Origin of the sequence: Sphingopyxis sp. OPL5 (genome assembly GCF_003797775.2) — a bacterium.
Classification (GTDB): Bacteria; Pseudomonadota; Alphaproteobacteria; order Sphingomonadales; family Sphingomonadaceae; genus Sphingopyxis.
On the sequence record NZ_CP060725.1, the window covers coordinates 451,569 to 469,030 of the forward strand.

21 protein-coding genes are annotated in these 17,462 nt (G+C 60.6%); 12 read left to right on the forward strand and 9 right to left on the reverse strand.

Features of this window, described 5'->3' with window-relative positions:
• The first annotated feature begins 18 nt into the window (after positions 1 to 18).
• The 5 genes from EEB18_RS02205 to EEB18_RS02220 all read left to right on the forward strand — a co-directional run bounded on the left by EEB18_RS02205 (position 19) and on the right by EEB18_RS02220 (position 3,457).
• The gene (locus tag EEB18_RS02205) at positions 19 to 483 is read left to right on the forward strand and encodes an RrF2 family transcriptional regulator (RefSeq protein ID WP_187140828.1); all 465 of its coding nucleotides are present in this window, start codon (positions 19 to 21) and stop codon (positions 481 to 483) included.
• A 696-nt stretch (positions 484 to 1,179) separates the two neighbouring features.
• A complete protein-coding gene (locus EEB18_RS22645; RefSeq protein ID WP_262408071.1) occupies positions 1,180 to 1,311 on the forward strand; it encodes a hypothetical protein in 132 nt (43 codons plus the stop codon).
• Positions 1,312 to 1,495: 184 nt separating this feature from the next.
• Positions 1,496 to 1,684 (forward strand): DUF465 domain-containing protein, encoded by a 189-nt coding sequence (locus EEB18_RS02210; protein ID WP_187140827.1) that lies wholly within the window; start codon positions 1,496 to 1,498, stop codon positions 1,682 to 1,684.
• A 564-nt stretch (positions 1,685 to 2,248) separates the two neighbouring features.
• Positions 2,249 to 2,623, forward strand: coding sequence for a nucleoside diphosphate kinase regulator (gene rnk / locus EEB18_RS02215; RefSeq protein ID WP_410468118.1), 375 nt, complete (start codon positions 2,249 to 2,251; stop codon positions 2,621 to 2,623).
• Positions 2,624 to 2,710: 87 nt separating this feature from the next.
• A complete protein-coding gene (locus EEB18_RS02220; protein WP_187140825.1) occupies positions 2,711 to 3,457 on the forward strand; it encodes a sulfite exporter TauE/SafE family protein in 747 nt (248 codons plus the stop codon).
• 79 nt (positions 3,458 to 3,536) lie between these two features.
• Here the strand turns inward: EEB18_RS02220 and EEB18_RS02225 are convergent, their stop codons facing one another.
• Both EEB18_RS02225 and EEB18_RS02230 read right to left on the reverse strand, forming a co-directional pair.
• Positions 3,537 to 5,045, reverse strand: coding sequence for an FMN-binding glutamate synthase family protein (locus tag EEB18_RS02225; RefSeq protein ID WP_410468129.1), 1,509 nt, complete (start codon positions 5,043 to 5,045; stop codon positions 3,537 to 3,539).
• Between the two features lie 220 nt (positions 5,046 to 5,265).
• Positions 5,266 to 5,559, reverse strand: a complete 294-nt coding sequence (locus EEB18_RS02230; protein ID WP_187140823.1) for a hypothetical protein — start codon at positions 5,557 to 5,559, stop codon at positions 5,266 to 5,268.
• A 353-nt stretch (positions 5,560 to 5,912) separates the two neighbouring features.
• Here EEB18_RS02230 and EEB18_RS02235 point away from each other — a divergent pair, with 353 nt between their 5' ends.
• Positions 5,913 to 6,068 carry a hypothetical protein gene (locus tag EEB18_RS02235; protein WP_187140822.1) on the forward strand — a complete coding sequence of 52 codons (156 nt, stop codon included), beginning with the start codon at positions 5,913 to 5,915 and terminating at the stop codon, positions 6,066 to 6,068.
• A 61-nt stretch (positions 6,069 to 6,129) separates the two neighbouring features.
• Here EEB18_RS02235 and EEB18_RS02240 read toward each other — a convergent pair whose 3' ends face one another.
• From EEB18_RS02240 to EEB18_RS02255, 4 genes are all read right to left on the reverse strand, one after another.
• Positions 6,130 to 6,693: a hypothetical protein gene (locus EEB18_RS02240; protein WP_187140821.1), complete on the reverse strand. Its 564-nt coding sequence runs from the start codon at positions 6,691 to 6,693 to the stop codon at positions 6,130 to 6,132.
• 454 nt (positions 6,694 to 7,147) lie between these two features.
• On the reverse strand, positions 7,148 to 7,867 hold the full coding sequence (locus EEB18_RS02245) for a uroporphyrinogen-III synthase (RefSeq protein ID WP_187140820.1): 720 nt from the start codon (positions 7,865 to 7,867) through the stop codon (positions 7,148 to 7,150).
• Positions 7,857 to 8,207 carry a hypothetical protein gene (locus EEB18_RS02250; RefSeq protein ID WP_187140819.1) on the reverse strand — a complete coding sequence of 117 codons (351 nt, stop codon included), beginning with the start codon at positions 8,205 to 8,207 and terminating at the stop codon, positions 7,857 to 7,859. The genes EEB18_RS02245 and EEB18_RS02250 overlap by 11 nt, the downstream gene beginning before the upstream one ends.
• A gap of 344 nt (positions 8,208 to 8,551) precedes the next feature.
• A complete protein-coding gene (locus tag EEB18_RS02255; RefSeq protein ID WP_187140818.1) occupies positions 8,552 to 9,565 on the reverse strand; it encodes a rod shape-determining protein in 1,014 nt (337 codons plus the stop codon).
• Between the two features lie 234 nt (positions 9,566 to 9,799).
• On the opposite strand from EEB18_RS02255, the gene EEB18_RS02260 reads away from it, so the two are divergent.
• Positions 9,800 to 10,048 carry a hypothetical protein gene (locus EEB18_RS02260; protein WP_187669062.1) on the forward strand — a complete coding sequence of 83 codons (249 nt, stop codon included), beginning with the start codon at positions 9,800 to 9,802 and terminating at the stop codon, positions 10,046 to 10,048.
• Here the strand turns inward: EEB18_RS02260 and EEB18_RS02265 are convergent.
• Positions 10,013 to 10,459, reverse strand: a complete 447-nt coding sequence (locus EEB18_RS02265) for an Lrp/AsnC family transcriptional regulator (RefSeq protein ID WP_187140817.1) — start codon at positions 10,457 to 10,459, stop codon at positions 10,013 to 10,015. The two genes, EEB18_RS02260 and EEB18_RS02265, sit on opposite strands and share 36 nt — an antisense overlap.
• Positions 10,460 to 10,580: 121 nt before the next feature.
• Between EEB18_RS02265 and alr the strand changes: the two genes are divergently transcribed.
• The 5 genes from alr (at position 10,581) to EEB18_RS02290 (ending at position 16,076) form a co-directional block, all read left to right on the forward strand.
• The gene (gene alr, locus EEB18_RS02270; RefSeq protein WP_187140816.1) at positions 10,581 to 11,720 is read left to right on the forward strand and encodes an alanine racemase; all 1,140 of its coding nucleotides are present in this window, start codon (positions 10,581 to 10,583) and stop codon (positions 11,718 to 11,720) included.
• Complete coding sequence (locus tag EEB18_RS02275; RefSeq protein WP_187140815.1) at positions 11,717 to 12,973, forward strand: D-amino acid dehydrogenase; 1,257 nt, start codon at positions 11,717 to 11,719, stop codon at positions 12,971 to 12,973. The genes alr and EEB18_RS02275 overlap by 4 nt, the downstream gene beginning before the upstream one ends.
• A gap of 21 nt (positions 12,974 to 12,994) precedes the next feature.
• Positions 12,995 to 13,342 (forward strand): RidA family protein, encoded by a 348-nt coding sequence (locus tag EEB18_RS02280; RefSeq protein ID WP_187140814.1) that lies wholly within the window; start codon positions 12,995 to 12,997, stop codon positions 13,340 to 13,342.
• A 570-nt stretch (positions 13,343 to 13,912) separates the two neighbouring features.
• Positions 13,913 to 15,517, forward strand: a complete 1,605-nt coding sequence (locus EEB18_RS02285; protein ID WP_187669063.1) for a hypothetical protein — start codon at positions 13,913 to 13,915, stop codon at positions 15,515 to 15,517.
• A gap of 136 nt (positions 15,518 to 15,653) precedes the next feature.
• Positions 15,654 to 16,076, forward strand: coding sequence for a hypothetical protein (locus EEB18_RS02290; RefSeq protein WP_187140812.1), 423 nt, complete (start codon positions 15,654 to 15,656; stop codon positions 16,074 to 16,076).
• 188 nt (positions 16,077 to 16,264) lie between these two features.
• On the opposite strand, the gene EEB18_RS02295 is transcribed toward EEB18_RS02290, so the two are convergent.
• Both EEB18_RS02295 and EEB18_RS02300 read right to left on the reverse strand, forming a co-directional pair.
• A complete protein-coding gene (locus EEB18_RS02295; RefSeq protein WP_187140811.1) occupies positions 16,265 to 16,570 on the reverse strand; it encodes a hypothetical protein in 306 nt (101 codons plus the stop codon).
• A gap of 93 nt (positions 16,571 to 16,663) precedes the next feature.
• Positions 16,664 to 17,326, reverse strand: coding sequence for an SMI1/KNR4 family protein (locus EEB18_RS02300; protein WP_187140810.1), 663 nt, complete (start codon positions 17,324 to 17,326; stop codon positions 16,664 to 16,666).
• Positions 17,327 to 17,462: the final 136 nt, after the last annotated feature.

Genomic DNA, 17,462 nt, shown 5'->3' on the forward strand with positions numbered 1-17,462 from the left:
AGCCGGCGGGAGAGGTTGATGCGACTGACGCACTACACAGACTATGCGATGCGCGTGCTGCTTTACCTTGGGGGCAAAGCGGGCGAGCAACTGTCACCCATAGCCGAGATCGCGCGCTCCTATGGCATCTCGCAAAATCACCTCATGAAGGTAGTCAATGATCTTGTGAACGCGGGCTATCTGGAGAGCGTGCGCGGACGCTATGGTGGGGTGCGGCTCGCGCGTCTTCCGAGAGACATCAATATTGGCGAAGTCGTCCGCCACACCGAAGACGGCTTCAATCTCGTCGATTGCGCCAGCTGCGTCATTGCGCCCGCTTGCGGTTTGACCGGTGCCCTGAACGAGGCGCTCGCCGCCTTCATGAAGGTGCTCGATGGATATTGCCTCGAGGATCTGTTGACCAAGCGGCGCGACTTGCAGTGGATATTTGCGGCTGCCGACGATGATATTGACAAGCAAGATGCGGATCAGGCCCAAATATAATAGAAAATAGAAAACTATTCCGGTTCCCAGCTTGATTAATAATTTTGCGCCTCTATCTCGGATCCATGGCTACCGAAATATGTTCCCTTTGGCTCCGTAGCACGGAAAAACTGCTAACGCTGTAGCCCGCCCCACCCGGATGATTTGATATCCGGGAGCTCGGGGCCATTTTATCAAGCAATGAAGCGCGAATGATCATTCGGCCTGCTTGAATTTTCAAATATGCAATTTCCATTGAAAGAGGCGCGTCTGATGCGCTTTCTTTCTCAAAGACCATGAACTCCGTACCGCTTCGAGGGAGAGGTCGGTCGTCTTTCCCTTCCGAGTGACGATAGGCCGCATCCGCACGCGGGCGCGGATTGAAAGAGATGATGTTCGTGCCAACCTCCTTTTCGCAATCGCAGGACGATATAACTGCCGCCGATCGAGCTCAGGAATCTCACCAATTCAGGTTGAGGTTAAAAGTACTGATTTTCTTCTCTGTCGCGTCCATCAACATAGCTCTCATAGCTATGTCTTCGGCAAATCCATGATCCTCCTTCGTTTCAGGATCTGACGATGAACTACAGGAAAGCCAATCTGGTGCCGTCACAACCGCTTGGATCGGCCTGATCCGGATGCGCAATATCTCCGGGTCAGGCGTGCGACCGTCAGGGCAACGCCCTTTGGATGAACTGATCAAACGGAGCCATCGACATGGCAAAGAAGAACCAACGAGGAAACCGCGAGCCGCGGAAGCCCAAGAAGCAGAAAGACACATCCGCCGTCGAAAATTCGGTGTCAGCGGCGCTGCGCAAGCAGCTGCCGGGCCAGCGAAAACACGCCTGACACTATCTTTCAGGTCGTGAGGACAGGGGCTATTTCGCCTCCCCCCAGGCAATAGAGCCCCTGTCTGATCCCTGCCGTCCGCGCGAACTGGCCGTCAAACGTCTCGAGATTGTTGCGGGACAACCCGTTTCGCACATCCATGGCGGATCGGAGACAACCGCACCGAATTTAACGGAGGACAATGATGTCAAAGTCGGTAAATCGTCGCCTGAAGAAAAACCACGAGCTGGTTTCGCGTCTCATCGCCAAGCGGCAGGGTTCAAAGGGATATGATCCCTTGATGCTGGGCGAGCTCAAGAAGACGAGGCTGTCGATCAAGGACCGGATCGCCCGAATTGAAGCGGCGGAGCGTCACCACGCGCCAGCATTTTAGCCCCCGCGGCGGAGCCGCGCTCTGTGGCTTCGCCGCGATATTACAATAATGACGTGACGAACGGTAACAGTGTCGAAAAAGCGGTTTCGGTTTTGCCCATTCGATCGAGGCAGTTCCAGCGAATTGGGATAGTGAAGGCGGTGCGAGTTGTCGGTTGGCCGGTCGCCGGGCCAACCCTGATCGCCCTGTAGCGCGCACGCGCGCCGGCGGCTGACCGCGCCAACGGCCGCTCGAGCGATATGTCTTGCACAGAAGAGTTCAAAGACGAGAAGCAGCGACGCGGCCAATGCGAAGAGGCCGAAATGCCTTGAGAAGATTTGACTTTGCGATCTGCTTTGGCCAATCTGCCCCTATGCAATCCGGCCCGCACCCTTCCCGCTTCCGTGTTCATGGGGGACAGCTTCTCGCGGGCTTTTAGCCCCGAGCTTCGGTGCAGCACGCCCCGGGCTCGGGGCGAACATTCCAGATCGACGAACCGCGCTGCCCGGTAGCGCGACCTCACCCAATTCACGCGAAAGTAGTACCATGTCCAAACCCAGGGCCGGAAAACGTCCGGCAATCCATATGATCGACAGCGAGGCGGAAAGTCTCTCGAATCTGGCAATGGCGGTCGAAGATCGCCTGCCGCAAGTCAGCGCCATGCTTCTCGGCGAAATTACGCGCGCCGTCCTGCATAAGGCGGATCGCATTCCGCCCGATGTCATCACCATGCATGCCAGGGCGAGCTTCCTCGATGAAGCGAGCGGCCGCGAATATTCCTATGAGCTCGTCTACCCGAAGGACGCCGATATCGCGGAGTATCGCATTTCGGTTCTGACCCTCGTCGGCGCCGGGTTGATCGGGCTGCGCGAGGGACAATCGATCCTCTGGCCCGATCGTGACGGACGCGAACGAAAGCTCAGCATTCTCAAGGTTCAACAGCCAGCGAAGGCCGAATGAATCAAAGCATGGGGAGCGCAAGGACGCTTGTATGAACGCAGATCAGCCTCCCCCCTTTGATTCCCCATCCCGCCGAAAGATTTCTGGATGAGCGATTATGGCCTGTTGGCATGTGCCGCATTTTTCGCCGGCGTCTTGAACACCATCGCTGGCGGAGGAACATTTCTGACGCTGCCCGCGCTGGTGTTCACCGGTGTGCCCTTGGTGACAGCCAATGCGACCAGCGCAGTCGCGGTGTCGCCGGGCTATCTTGGCGGCGCAGCGGGGTTCCGAAGGGAAATTTCCGCCTATCCGCGGCGCCAGCTTCTGAAGATTGTCGGAGCGACGCTGTTCGGCGGATTGGTGGGCTCACTCCTGCTGCTGGTGTCTTCCAACGAGGCCTTTTCGTTCGTTGTTCCCTTCCTGCTGCTGATTGCCACAACCGCTTTCGCCTTCGCGGAACCTGTCCAGAAGTGGGCCCAGCGCCATCGATTTGCCAAAGCCGATAACATGGCGTCGCTGATCGTGGTCGCCATTTATGGAGGCTATTTCAACGGCGGTCTTGGCATCGTCTTGCTCGCGCTGTTCGCGTGTTGGGGCATGCGCGACCTTGATCAGATGAACGGCCTGAAGAACGCGATATCGCTATTGATCTCCGGCACCTCAGTCGCGACCTTTGCCCTCGCCGGCCTGGTAGCCTGGCCGCAGGCACTGGTGATGATGGCAGCCGCGACGATTGGCGGCTATGCAGGCGCGCCGCTCGCACGCAGGCTGCCGACCGCCCTAGTCCGCGCCGTCATCATTATGGTCGGCACGGCCATGAGCTTGATCTTTTTCGCAAGGCTTCTGAATTAGCCGCGATACCAACTTTTCTTCACAAGGCAGGTGAGCGCAAGACCTCGCTCGCGCTCTCATGGCTGTTTTCCCGAACCGCTCACACGGCCAACTCGAAACTGTCCGGCCGCGCCAGACGCCAGGCGGCGCTGTAAAAATCCCGTTCCGAAGCGCCGGCCAACAATTCGCCTTCTTCGAGGAAGATGTGCAACTGTGAGAAAAGCCGGATTTCGGTTAGGCTCACGCGCCTGACCAGATGGTGAGGGCTGAGTTGCGCGGGATGATCAAGCCCAGCCGCCGCAATCATTTCCGACAGGCCAAGCAATGTGTTGCGATGGTAATGATAGACCCGGTCGCCCTTGTCGCCGACGTCCAGGGCGCGCTGACGGACCGCATCCTGCGTTGCAACCCCCACCGGGCAGCGGTTCGTGTGGCAGGCCAGCGACTGGATGCATCCGATCGCGAACATGAACCCACGACCGGCATTGGTCCAGTCGGCGCCCAACGCCATCGCGGTCGCAATATCGAACGCGCTGATGATTTTCCCCGCCGCGCCGACCTTGATCTTGCCACGGAGCCCGGCGCCGACGAGCGTATTGTGCACGAAGAGCAACCCCTCGCGCATGGGCATGCCCAGATGGTCGGTAAATTCAAACGGCGCCGCGCCCGTTCCGCCCTCCCCGCCATCGACGACGATATAATCAGGCAGGATATTCGTCTCGAGCATGGCCTTGACGATGCCCATGAACTCCCAGGGCTGTCCGATGCAAAGTTTGAAACCGACGGGCTTGCCACCCGACAATTTTCGCAGTTTGCCAATAAATTGCATGAGTTCGATCGGCGTGGAAAAGGCGCTGTGCCGTGCTGGAGAGATGCAGTCGCGGCCGCGCGGGATGCCGCGCGTCTCGGATATTTCCGCGGTGATCTTCGCTGCGGGGAGGATGCCGCCCATTCCCGGCTTGGCACCCTGGCTAATCTTGAGCTCGATCATCTTGACCTGGGGATCGGCTGCCTGCTCGGCGAAGCGAACCGGATCAAACCCGCCCTCGTCGGTGCGGCACCCGAAATAGCCGCTGCCGATTTCCCAGATGAGATCGCCGCCCTGCTCGCGATGATAGCGGCTGATCGAACCTTCGCCCGTATCATGGGCAAAACCGCCCAACTTCGCGCCCTTATTGAGCGCCCGGATGGCGTTGGCGCTTAGCGCGCCGAAGCTCATCGCCGAAATGTTGAAAATCGATGCCGGATAAGGCCGGGCGCAATCTGCCCCGCCGATGAGTATGCGGAAGCTCGCCGGGTCGGCGACGGCCCCGGGCCGCGTCGAGTGGGCGATGAACTCATAGCCGTTGCGATACACATCGACCAGCGTTCCGAACGGCCGGTCGCTGATCTCATTCTTGGCACGCGCATAGACGAGCGAGCGCTGGCTGCGCGAAAAGGGCGTTTGTTCCTGGTCGCCCTCGACAAGATATTGCCGGATCGCTGGACGAACGCTTTCGAAGAGCCAACGCAGTCGTCCGACAAGCGGATAATTTCGCCGGACCGAATGTTCGGGTTGAGCGAGATCCATTACACCCGTCAGCGCCAGTCCGCCTGATATCATGATCATGAGGATTGCCCAGGGGTGCGGCAGGAATAGCGTAAATGCCACTGTGGCGGCGACGCTGATGAGCAGCGGCGAATAGCGGTTGATCAGCACGAGAAGCTCCATTCATGTCCGCGCTGCAACCCGGACGGCTCGGGAAAAAAGAAAAATGCCGCAAAAGTGCTGTGCCTCCGCGGATGACGCGCCGGGTCGGCGCCGATGGTTCACCAGTAAATCGGGTCGCTCAGGGGGATGGGAGACTCAGGACAGAAAGGGCGAGAACGATAATGACGGGCAGCAGCCGCGACCATCGGGCGGCGAACGCGTTCCGATGAGCCAAATAGAAGGCATCGAGCTTCTTCGATAAATGCTCGTCAGCCATGATGATCGCTGTGTCGAGCAATGGAATTGATGGGAGGAGTGCCAGCAGGCGCGCATTTTCATCGCTCGTGAGCCGCGGGTAGCGCACAAGTATGGCCTCTACGTCACGCGTACGGCGCGCTACAGCTTTTGAGCGAAGGCGGGCGCGGATGCCCATTTGGATTGCTCCCAACTCGAAATAGGTGGCGAAGAGTATCGGCGTCCATGCGCCGCAGCTGGCTGTTTTCGCGGCTTCGTCGCGCGTGAGAGAGTCAATCGAGCCCCCCGACTAGTGCGTCATCGTCCGACCAAAGTGTCGGTGGGTGGCTTTGCTCGCCGAACTGCGTCGACACGCTAAGTGTATTATCTATCGCAGCGCCTGTGGCAGAACTGCTACCTATTGGACTTGTCCAGACGATCGCGATCACGCCAGAGAAACAAACGATAGCAGCGGTCGCCCAGCAAATCCGCCGGCGCCGCGTGAACGCGAAAACCAGACAGTAGAGCCCCGCGACCATCAGGACGAAGATAATGCCTGACATCGGTTCGGAAACGGCGAGCGTCGGCGCGAGCGGATCGGCGAGTATTGAGTACATCGAATGTCTCGCCGCTTATGCGGGCTGGGCGATGAGCGAGCCGACAAACCAGCATGCCAGGATAAAGAGCAGGACGAACGTGAAGACGTAAAGCGCCTGCGCGCGGCAGCCGAGTTGCAGAGGCGCATTCGGGTGATCTGAAACATCTCCCCTCACGACACTGTCTCCAGACGGCCGGATGATACGCTCGATGCGTTCGATCGCTCGGCAAAGCCTGTCACCATCGCGAGCATCATACGGCGCGTCGCCGATGGGGCAGCCGTTCGCGGATCGCACCAAAGATCGGAATAAAGGGCGGCATAAGCTCTCAGTTCGGAGCGACGAGATCGCTCGCCGTCGATCATTCGGCTTTCAAAGGTTGCGACTTCGCGCCGGGCTTCGTCGAGAGGCAGGCCCGCTCGCTCCTGCTCGGACCAGATCGACCGGCGTAAAGCTTCGACTTCGATCGAAGGCGCAGGGATGTGAAAATATTGCGCCATCCGCGCTACCAATGGCTGACCGGCGCCGCGGCAGGCATCGCTCAGGCGCAAAGCGACGGCGACAAGTTGGTCGTCGGCGAACGGCGATAATGCCAGCCGCTCGATATCGTTATAGCCATCGTCAGCGATCACTCGCACGCGGGCCGCACCTCCCGGTACTGACAATAATTCGTTAGCTCGCAACGATGCGCTGCGAAGCAGACGCGCAAAAAGCGCGTCCGGCGGCTTGATTTCCATGATAGTCTCGATTCTTCCAATAGCCCTGACGACGATTAAGCGGCGCGTGGCGGACCCGGCGGCTTAGACGGCGGCATCGGCGGAACCGGTCGCGCTCCCGTTTCACGGGCAGGGAATTTGATGATCTTGTCATCGCCGGATTGTTCGCGCGGCTGCGCAGAAACATCCTCCGCTCGCGCGGAAGATTTTGTATCGATGCTGTTCATGGTGTCACTCGGACCCGCTGGGGTCGTTTTGCTTGCTAGGTCATAGCTGTGCCCCGCCCCCGCCGGATGCGAGTTCGGGGCGGCTAGCCTTCGAGAAGCCGGCCTGCGTGGTGCGCCGAGCGCCGCAAGAGGAGTGAATTATTCATCGCCGACCATCATGGCCATTGCCCACACTAAGTCAACTTCATTAATTGGTAAGCGTCGCGCCGGGTCGGCGAGACAGGATAAAATGGCAGTAACGCATGCGATCATGATCGGTCAGTCCCAGACATGCCAAGACATGCGAGCATCGATGCCTCGTCCGGGCGCTTCGCAACCTTGATGTCCAACCCTCTCCCATTTCGGAAGGACGAGGCAGCAGCTTCGGATATACAGACGACGGCCCCCCGCCACGCGGGTTGGCGGCGGTCGAGCCACGCCGCGACATGCGCGCCCGCACGCGGCGAGTGGATCAGGGCCGCGGCAAGCCCCGCGGGACTGGCGACCACTCTTCTCATCCCTGCAAGGTTGCTTTCAACGACATCATAAACCGGATGGCGGCGTAGCCGCACCCCGCCAGCAGCCAGCAAAACCTCAAGATCGCCGGCAGGTTGCACCGCCCCGATGTGCAGGACCGTCGATCCGGGCACGCATTGTGCCACGATCAACTTCGCGAGGTCCGAGACAGCACCGCTCGCGGACATAACGCGCCGATAGCCTATGGCGCGGGCAAAGCGAGCGCTGTGGTCGCCCACCGCAAAAACCTGGCGATCGGCAAGCGCCGGCAAGAACCGGTGAAGACGAATGCCGTTGAGACTGGTGAATATCAGCGCGTCCGGCACTGCGACGGGAACATGCGTCGCAACGGGCACGACCCGCAGCGCGGGCATGAGCAATGTCTCATATCCTATCGCTGCGAGGCGCTTGGCGGTCAGTTGGTTGAATGGCGCGGTGCGGGTGACCCACACCCGGCCGGCGTCAGGCGGCATGCTGAAGCACGTGACGAACGCCGCGCCAATAGCCGTCGATGCAGTGGGCAAGAAAGCCGATCGGGACATCGTGCCCTAGAATATCGCGCAAGATTGGAATGAGCTCGTCGCCAAAGCGGCTGACGCAAGATTTGTCGAAGATCTTTGCGGCGGCAGCGTGAAGGCCCTGCTTCTCAAAGGATCGAAGGATGATATCGAGAAGCTGCGACGCTATTTGTCGCGGATCGCCTCCCGCGTCAGCGCATGCATCGCCAAGGCGTGCCGACATTTGATTTACGAATTCGGCGCGCTGTGCAATCAGCGCAGCGAGACTTGGATTTTCTTCCATGTTCTGCTCCATGGGCGCGCGGCTCCGTCGGCGTAAAAACGCCGACTTTCGGGCCGCAAGACTGCCCATTCAATAATTTGGGGAACCCTGACGAGCGGTCAGGGACGCGGCCTCGGTGCCCGCGTACCGCCTTAGCGGTACGGCGGTCCCGAGGGGCGCAGGCGCGTCGGAAGCTTGCCTCCGCGCGTCATGAAGCGAAGATTTTCAGAACTCAATCGCATGTGATCTCTGTAGCATGAATAGACAGCTGTGGCCATGGCGCACCAAAAAGCTGGTGGAACGCGGGTGCGCGCACGCGCGTCGGACCAATGAGGCCATGTGACGAGCAACGGCGTAAATCCGCCGGACATGACACTTCAGTTTATTTGTTCTCCGCGCAAAATCTGTAATAGCCCACGCCCAACACATTGATCTGGTGTGTCGGCGAGCGTCACGCCAAGCCCGGTTTGCGCTTCGATCATGGTGCGGATCGCGGGCAACGCAGCGCCGCCGCCGGTCAAAAAAATGCCATGCGTGTGGATATCGTCGCTCAGTTCCGGGGTGGTCGCGCCGAGCACTTCTCGCACGAGATCGACGATATGCTGCGCGTGCTTCTCGGCGACGCCTGCGATTTCGGCGGACGGGATCCAAAGGCTTGTCGGGAGCCCCGACACAAGACTGCGCCCCTTGACCTCGATCAGCGAGCATTTTCCGTTTGCAGATTGCGCCGCGGTCTCCAGAGCCCGCTTGATCCGTTCAGCACTTCGGCGCCCGACCAGCAGTTTGTGATGAAAGTGAAGATGGTCGATGATGGCCTGGTCCAGCTCGTCGCCGCCGCCGCGGAGCGCGCGCGTCTGGCAGATTCCGCCAAGCGACAGCACCGCCACTTCCGTTGTCCCCGCCCCGCACTCCACGAGCATGGTGGCCCTGGGTTCTCGAACCGCCAGGCCGGCTCCAATCGCGGCCGCAAGCGGTTCGGGTATCAGGTCTAAAGGATTGAGCCCGGCGTCGTGCGCAGCGGTGAGCATGGCGCGGCGCTCGGCCTGCGTCGCATCGGCCGGTAACCCGATAATCACCCTCTGCGTTCCGAACAAGTGCCGTCTGCGTACTTTGGGGACGGCATAGCGGAGCAGCTGCGTCGCTGAACCGATATCCTGAAGAACGCCGCGTTTCAGGGGTCTCCGAACGCGCAACCCAGAAGGCGTTCGTTCGCTCATCTCGCTCGCGGGCAAGCCGGCAGCGACCAGCGCGGGTCCCCACTCCCCGTCCGCGAGGCAACAGAGCGAGGGTTCGTCAAAAATGACGCCATCGTCACGATGGATCACTCTCAAATTCGCGGTTCCGAAATCTATCGCAAATTCGGCGCGGCTGTTTGCAAAATTCACGCTCATCGGAGGCCCGTAGCAAGAAGTCTGTGCAAAGTCGCCGATTTAAGCTGAAGCCGGAAGCGGGTCAAAAATGCTCCACCGCAGGAGTGGGCAGAGATGAGCGGCCACATGAAGCGCAGCAGGGCACGATGAAATGCGTCGCATCGGGATCAGGCATTCACGGTCATTTCGCTCAAAGCCGCGAGATGCGATCGGCGGAAATAGCGAGGATAGAGCCCTGAGCAACATTCAGGACCGATGGTTCGGATCTTTGCCGTTGAAGGTGCCGCCGGCGATATCGAGTTCCACCGCGACGGCGAGCAAGTGAACAAGCTTCTTGCGGATCAGCCCCTGCGCTGCTGCCTCGCCTCCGCTTGCGGCGAGGTCGATCTTGGGGAGGATTTCGAGCGTGCAGTTGTTCGCAGCGCCGATCCGACGACCTGCTGCGCCCTGAGCGCGCTATCAAGAGTGTCACATCCTGCGGTGGCTGCGCATGGCGAAGCTTGAGCTAATGCGGGCGACGCCGGGCAATCGCGACAATACATCGCGATGAAACACGCCATAATCGTCGATCCCACCGATCTGCACACGCAGAATATAGTCGCCATCGCCGGTCATCAGGAACCACTCCTGGATTTCTGCATGCCGCCGGAGCGCCGCCTCGAAACGCAGGAGATATTCCTCCGACTGTCGCTCGAGTTCCACCTGCACGATCGCGATCGTGCCTTCCTCCGACGCGCCAGCCGCGACGATCGTCGTATATCCTCGGATCACAGCTGACTGCTCCAGAAGCCGCACACGCCGCAAGCAGGCGGAGGGAGACAGTCCGACCTCGGCAGCAAGATCGCTGTTCGTGATCCGTGCGTTCAGCCGCAAAACGTTCACGATGCGGCGATCCATGTCACCGAGGCTCGGCATGAAGATTCCCCAAAAATATCGCAAATAATGTCAAGAAAGACCGATTTTAGCATCAATGTTGGTGAATTCGGCGAAAAATTTCGCATGACGCGCGCTATCCTCGTTCGCGAGGGAGATCAAATTGGAACCGCCTGCCCCGCCCCACTCGAGCCGCCTGATCGTCAATTGCGATGCGATCGCGGCGAACTTCCATCGTCTTTCAAAGCGCGTCACGCCTGCAGAATGCGGCGCGGTCGTCAAGGCTGACGCTTATGGTCTGGGTATCGATGCGATCGCCACCGCCCTTCTTGATGCGGGCTGCCGCCTTTTCTTCGTCGCGCGGCTGTGCGAGGCGCAAAGGCTGCGACCTATCGTGGGTTCCGGTTCCGAAATCACCATCCTCAATGGCCTTGATCCGGGCAGCGAAGCGGCATGTGCGGAGGCCGGCTTCGTTCCGGTCCTGAATTCGGCCACGCAACTCGCTGCCTGGCGGGGGTACGCCCGGTCTGCCGCGCGGCGATTACCGGCCGCGCTGCAGATCGACACCGGCATGTCGCGTCTCGGCTTGTCGCCCGACGCGGCGCTGGCAGCTGCAGGAGATCCTGCATTGGAGAGTGAGCTCGAGCTCAAGCTTTTGATGACGCACCTTGCCTGCGGTGACGAGCCAGCCCGCGCAGCGAATAGCGAACAGCTCCGCCGGTTCGAGGCGGTCGCCGCCCATTTTTCCGCGGTGCCCAGGTCTGTCGCGAACAGTGCCGGTGCCTTTCTGCCGCGCGACTTCCACTGTGATGTGGCGCGTCCAGGCATCGCGCTGTTCGGGGTCGCGCCGGTCGCGGCGGCGGAAGGCTTGCAGCCCGTCGTGCGCCTCGATGCGCGCATCCTTCAGATCCGCATGATCGAGCCGGGCACGGGCGTCGGCTATGGACTCGATCATATCGCGATCGCGCCTCAGCGGCTGGCGACGGTTGCGATGGGCTATGCTGACGGCTGGCCGCGGAGCCTGGGCGGCAAAGGCGCGGCCTGGCACCGAGGCGTGCGCCTTCCGGTCGTCGGGCGCATATCCATGGACAGCCTCACGATCGACATCGGCGGTCTTGCCGGTGACGCTATTGCGGAGGGCGATTTCGTGGAGTTGCTGGGGCCTTCGCAATCGCTTGAGGATGTCGCGCGCGATGCGGGCACCATCGCCTATGACATCCTGACCGGACTTGGACCGCGGCACGCTCGCTTCGCCATCGAGAACGGGCAGATGCGGGCTGCACACGAAGGGGCAGCGGCATGAGGGTCATCGTCCTCGGCGCGGGGGTGATCGGGGTTGCGTCGGCCTATTATCTCGCCGAGGCGGGGCATGAGGTCGTGCTGGTCGACCGGCAACCAGGCCCCGCGCTCGAAACCAGCTTCGCCAACGCAGGCGAAATTTCGCCGGGCTATGCCTCGCCCTGGGCGGCGCCCGGAATTCCGCTCAAGGCGATGCGTTGGCTCTTCGTGAAGCATGCGCCGCTGATCGTGAGCCCCCGCATCGATACGGCAATGATCCGGTGGATCCTGGCGATGCTGCGAAACTGCACGCCCGGGCGCTATGCCCTCAACAAGAGCCGGATGGTGCGACTTGCAGAATTTAGCCGCGACGAGTTGATTGCGCTGCGCCAGCGGCTAGGGCTGGACTATGACCAGCGTTCGCAAGGCACACTTCAGTTGTTCCGGACCCAGGAGCAGTTCGACGCCAGCGCAGAAGATATCGCGGTGCTCGAAAATTATGGCGTCGCATACACCCTGCTCGGCCGCGACGGCTGCGTGGGCGCCGAGCCTGGCCTTGCAGCCGCGCAGGACCGCTTCGTCGGCGGTCTCCGCCTGCCCGGCGACGAGACCGGCGATTGCCACCTGTTCACGCGCCAGCTTGCCGGTCACCTCCCGGAGATGGGCGTCGAGCTGCGCTACAATTCGCATATCGCCGGGCTCGAAATGCACGGCGGCCGTGTCGCGGGCGTCCGGACCGATGCCGGTCTGGTCCGCGGCGATGCCTATTTGGTGGCACTCGGTAGCTACTCGCCAGCGCTGCTTCGCCCGGCCGGGGTTTCCCTCCCGGTCTATCCCGTAAAAGGCTATTCAATCACCCTGCCGGTGGCCGACGCGAATTGCGCGCCAGTGTCGACATTGCTCGACGAAAGCTACAAGATCGCGATCACCCGGCTCGGCGATCGGATCCGGGTAGGCGGGATAGCCGAGCTGTCTGGCTTCGATGCCGCGCTGCCGCCCGAGCGCGAGGCCACATTGCGTCACTCGCTGAAGGACCTGTTTCCAGACGGTGCCGACATGATGGCGCCATCGCATTTCTGGAGCGGATTTCGCCCGATGACGCCCGACAGCACGCCGATCATCGGTGCCACGCCGATCCCGAACCTGTTTCTCAATACCGGGCACGGTACATTGGGTTGGACGATGGCATGCGGATCGGGACGGCTTATAGCATCGCTGATCAGCGGCGAGCGCCCCCCGCTCGACCCCGCCGGTATCGGCATCGATCGCTACATGTGAAGGCAAAAGGAAAGGACTATTATGACTATCGAACGACTTCATTCGGGGCCGCGGATGAGCCAAGCGGTGATCCATAACGATCTGGTCTATCTGGCCGGCCAGGTCGGCGCACCGGGGGAAGACGCGGCGGCCCAAACCCGCGCGGTTCTCGGCAAGATCGACGCGTTGCTCGCCGAGGCGGGGACCGACAAATCACGCATCCTGACCGCGACGATCTGGCTTGCCGACATGAGCGACTTCGGCGCCATGAACGCTGTCTGGGACCAATGGGTAGGCGGCGCCGACGCGCCTGCCCGCGCCACCGGCGAGGTGAAGCTCGCGACGCCGGACTATCGCGTCGAAATCATCGTGACCGCCGCCCTTTCCTGATCGGGCCCATGCGGCACCCGTAGACGGAAAGGACCATTGGCCGGACAGGACCGAACAGCAAAGATTTCTCCAGCTTGTGAGTGCCAGCGACGCTCAATGGCAGAATCGAAAGGCCCAGTCCCGCCTCCGAGAGCGTAGCCGCCGCATATCGATCCGTTTTGGAGCGCCAGATGGCCAGAAAGCCGATCTGAGCGGCCCGAGCAACAAATAGAGCGTGCGAAGTTGGCCGGTTGCAGACTGTCCGCAATTGGGTGTCAAACAAGGAGAGCGGACGTTCAACGAAGAACCGGAGAGCTCGCTCAACGGGATAGCGAGATTTACTGGCTAAACTTTGATGTTTTCCGTCAGGGTCAGCGCATCTTCAACGTCGACGCCGGGGTAAACGCCCTTACATAAGTCATCTTGCGGACAGGTCGAGCGCTTCTCGCGCGCGCTGCGAATGTCGCTTGATCGGCAACGTGACAATCAGAACGTCTCAAGCTATCGGCGTCTTGGGTCGCGCCGCTTTTCTTCTCTCGCCGAGGCGACACGATGCGCATACCTGTTTTATCCCGACTATCCACTTTGCTGATGCTGGCACTTGGCGCGGGTGCAGACGCGCAGGCCCAAGCCGGTCTCGAAAGCTGGACCTGCACCGCGGTCGTAGAAGGCGCCCATTGCATTGAAAGGCTGGACGCCGCCGATCTTGCCGTCGCGGTTCAGTCGTCAGCGCGCGATTTGCGCAAGCTCAAGGCCTACAGCGCGGAGGAATGGCGCAAACAGCAGCGCGGCGCGCAGGGCAAAGGCCCGATGGGTCAGTATAAGCTCGGGATTGCCGACGCATCCGGAGCGGTCGTCTTGCCCCCGCTCTACAATCATGTCGCGATCGTCGATGACAATACCGCCTACGCCGTGCTGCTGACGATGAATGGCAAGGCTGCGCGGTACGACAATCTGATGATCGACCTCACGACCGGAGTATCTCGGCCTGCCGACCCCGGTCTCCCCACCTTCTTCCGTCCTCAAACCTATTTGACCGCGTCGGGCCATCGCTATGTCGTGGGTTACAATGACAGACATTCCGAGGCCGCCGTGCCGTTCAACCACCAGCGTTTCCGGGCGTGGGACGGCAACAGGTTTCGGGTTCTCGGTGATGTCAGCCTCGAAGGCGGGGGCTCGAGCGGCGCCAACCTCCTGCGATTGTACGGCGAAGTGCTGGTGCTCCGACAGACGTCGTTGAGCCACATCACCCCTGTGCGCATCTTCGACCGATCGCTCACCGAACTTCACAAGGACCGCGACCTTGTCATCGCACGTGACGACAAATGGCGGCTCACGACCCTCGCCGCAGTGGAACCGATCGATGGCAACCGGGTCTACCGTCCGCTCACAGCGAACGGTGAGTTGGAGACGCGGCCCGATGGTTGGATCGGGTTCGTGGCCAGCCACCCCGATCCGCAGTGGGAATTGTACGACGGGAATTTGCGCGTCAGCGTTTATCGGACGCCGCGCGGGATCCGCTACCGTTACGCTGGCGGCGAATATGTGTCGCTCGTCACCGATCCAGCGCTGATACCGGCTTTCTTCGGCAATTTCCGCGGTCGCACCGGGCGCCAGACGGTATTGGGACGGCTCGAGACCGGGCAATGGACCGCAGTCGAAGATCCGGCGCGCCAGACCTATGCGAGCGTCGCCGACGCCGTCGCCGACCTGCCGCGCCGTAACAGTAACATCGGTGCCGCCGCCTACGCAGCCGCTCAGGCCGCGCGAAGCAAAGGCGACCGAGGCCAGCTAATCGCGGATTTCCAGGCCCATCTCGACACGCCTGCCTATTCACCCGACGGCACGAGCCTGATCGCCAAGGCACGCAGGCTCGGCGGAGACTATCTTCTGACCTATGCGCGGCGCTTTCCGCTGGAACCGCAGGACCTCGCCGTTCTGTGCACCGGTGGCCGGAATGCAATGATTTGCGACAGTCAGCGCTCGCGTCTCGCTGCGCTCGATGCCGCCAAGGCCGCGCGCGCCGAGCGTGGCGCCGAAGCCGCTGCATTCGCGAATGCCATGGCGGCAGCGGCCAGCCGCCCGAGTGATCCGTCGCTTGTCACGGTCCGCACCTATGACAGCAAAGGCAATTACCTCGGCGATCGCCTGATGACCCCGTCTCAGGCCCAGACGATCGGCGCCAGAGCCTATTGAGGGCAAAGCATATCTACAATGCACCCGCACATCAGGAAGACAGCCGGTACCGAGGTAAGGTTTTAAGGATCGAACGGCTTGAACCGCACCCAGTCCAACGGTCGAATATCGATGAGCAAGCAAAGGGAGACCGACGATGGCAAAAGGAAACTATCTTATCACGGGTGCCGCCATGGCGGCAGTGGTCGTCATGACATCGGCGGATGCGAAGTCTCCTCCACCACCGGCTGAAGTGGCTTCCCGTTGGGAAAGCTATTTTGCTGACAGCAGCTATAGCTATTATCGCGACCCGGCGATCGTCCGCGACGGAACGAACGCAAGTTTGTGGAAGGTATCCGTGCCGACGCCGTCCATGAGCAAACTCGGCGTTCCCACGAGCTATGAACAGGTGACCTATGATTGCGTGGGCAAGCGCAAGAAGATCATGGAGATAAAACGCTTCAAGGCGGATGGATCGATCCAGCCGCCGCCTGAAAAGGATGTCAAACTGGACAGCTGGTTTCCGACGCTGAGCGCGTCGGATACATTGCTTCTACGCGAAGTTTGTTCATCGATTTGATGGTCGCGCAACGTCGTCGCAGAATCGCCAATGACCGCGACTAGGTAGAAGCCGCGACTTCGTCGTCGCATGCAAGCCACCGCTATCGATCGGCGACAATTGAGCTCGCCCAATGCGCGGGGGCGCTGATCAAGGTTGGCCGGAAGCGGTCAGACGGGTATTGGCGAGAATTCATTTGATGCGGACGTTCAGGCGCGGAACGGTGGACCTTCGCCCCGCTGAAAAAGAATTTCTTGGAGCGCCGTTGTGGTGAATCCCGATATTTCCGCTGACATTAGGACGCCCTGGTCACGCCATGCATATGACAAGCACTCGGCGGCGCGCTGTTGAAGCATGCCATCTGCATTGTCGTCCCGAGCAGTCGCTAGCAGAGCATCCCGACCCTCTTCCAATTCGCCAATCATTTTCGCCGCGTAATCGCGCTCCCAATCCTCTGAATTGGGATCGGTATAGATTGCTAAGGCTTCTCTGGCGTTGGTTGGAATGGGTTGCATGGCCAGCTCCCATATTCCCCGGTCCAAACGCCAAACATTCCATATGAATGTTGCGATTATTGCTTTCTGCCTATTCTCGGGACCCCAAGCTTTTCACAAGAACGGGCCGGGGGCACCTAAAATTCTTCGCGCCCCTTCATGAAAGTGATCTACACGCGGTTCCTTCAACCGGAACTGCCGCATCACGACCTCGTCGGCCGCCGCACTCAATCGGAAATTGCCCCCCTCTAGCAATCCAGCGATCCATTCGAGAAACTGACCGAGGGATTCCGCGAGTACGACCTTTACATCTTCATCCCGCCCATAAAGGATCACTTGCCCAACCCGACCGCCCGGCCATGGGTCGAAGTCGAGACCGACATGATTGCCAGAGCCGTCATTGGTCAGAGGTATCCAACGAGGATTAATATAGGCTGGGTCCACTGCGCCTTTGGGCCACGCTCCGCCTGGGATGGCGTAACGATTGCCTGCAAACCCGGCCAATGTGCTCGCCCAAGACTTCCAGTCTGCCGCTGCGTGTTTGAGCGACAGCAGCGGAAGTCCGTAGATTTGACCCCAGCGATCGTCGTTCTCGCCATCATGCCACTTGTAAAGCTGGCGATACGAATTCGGCATCTTCAAGCCGACAAGCTGTTGAAAGGCATCGAGATCCGCATCGTTGGACGGTGGATTGAACACATATTTATCCGCCGCCAGATTGGCGCCATACCAAGCGTCGAGACGCGCGAGCACCGGAGCAATGTCTTCCTCCAGCATCGGCTTCGCTTCGCCCTCTGGCCGCTAGGGGATGCTGCTCATCGGCATCGCTGGCTTTTTCGCGATCTGAAGCATGGCACAGGCAGAAGGCAGCAGCCCGCCGAGGGCAAAGACTCCGAAAATGGAGCCGCCGATC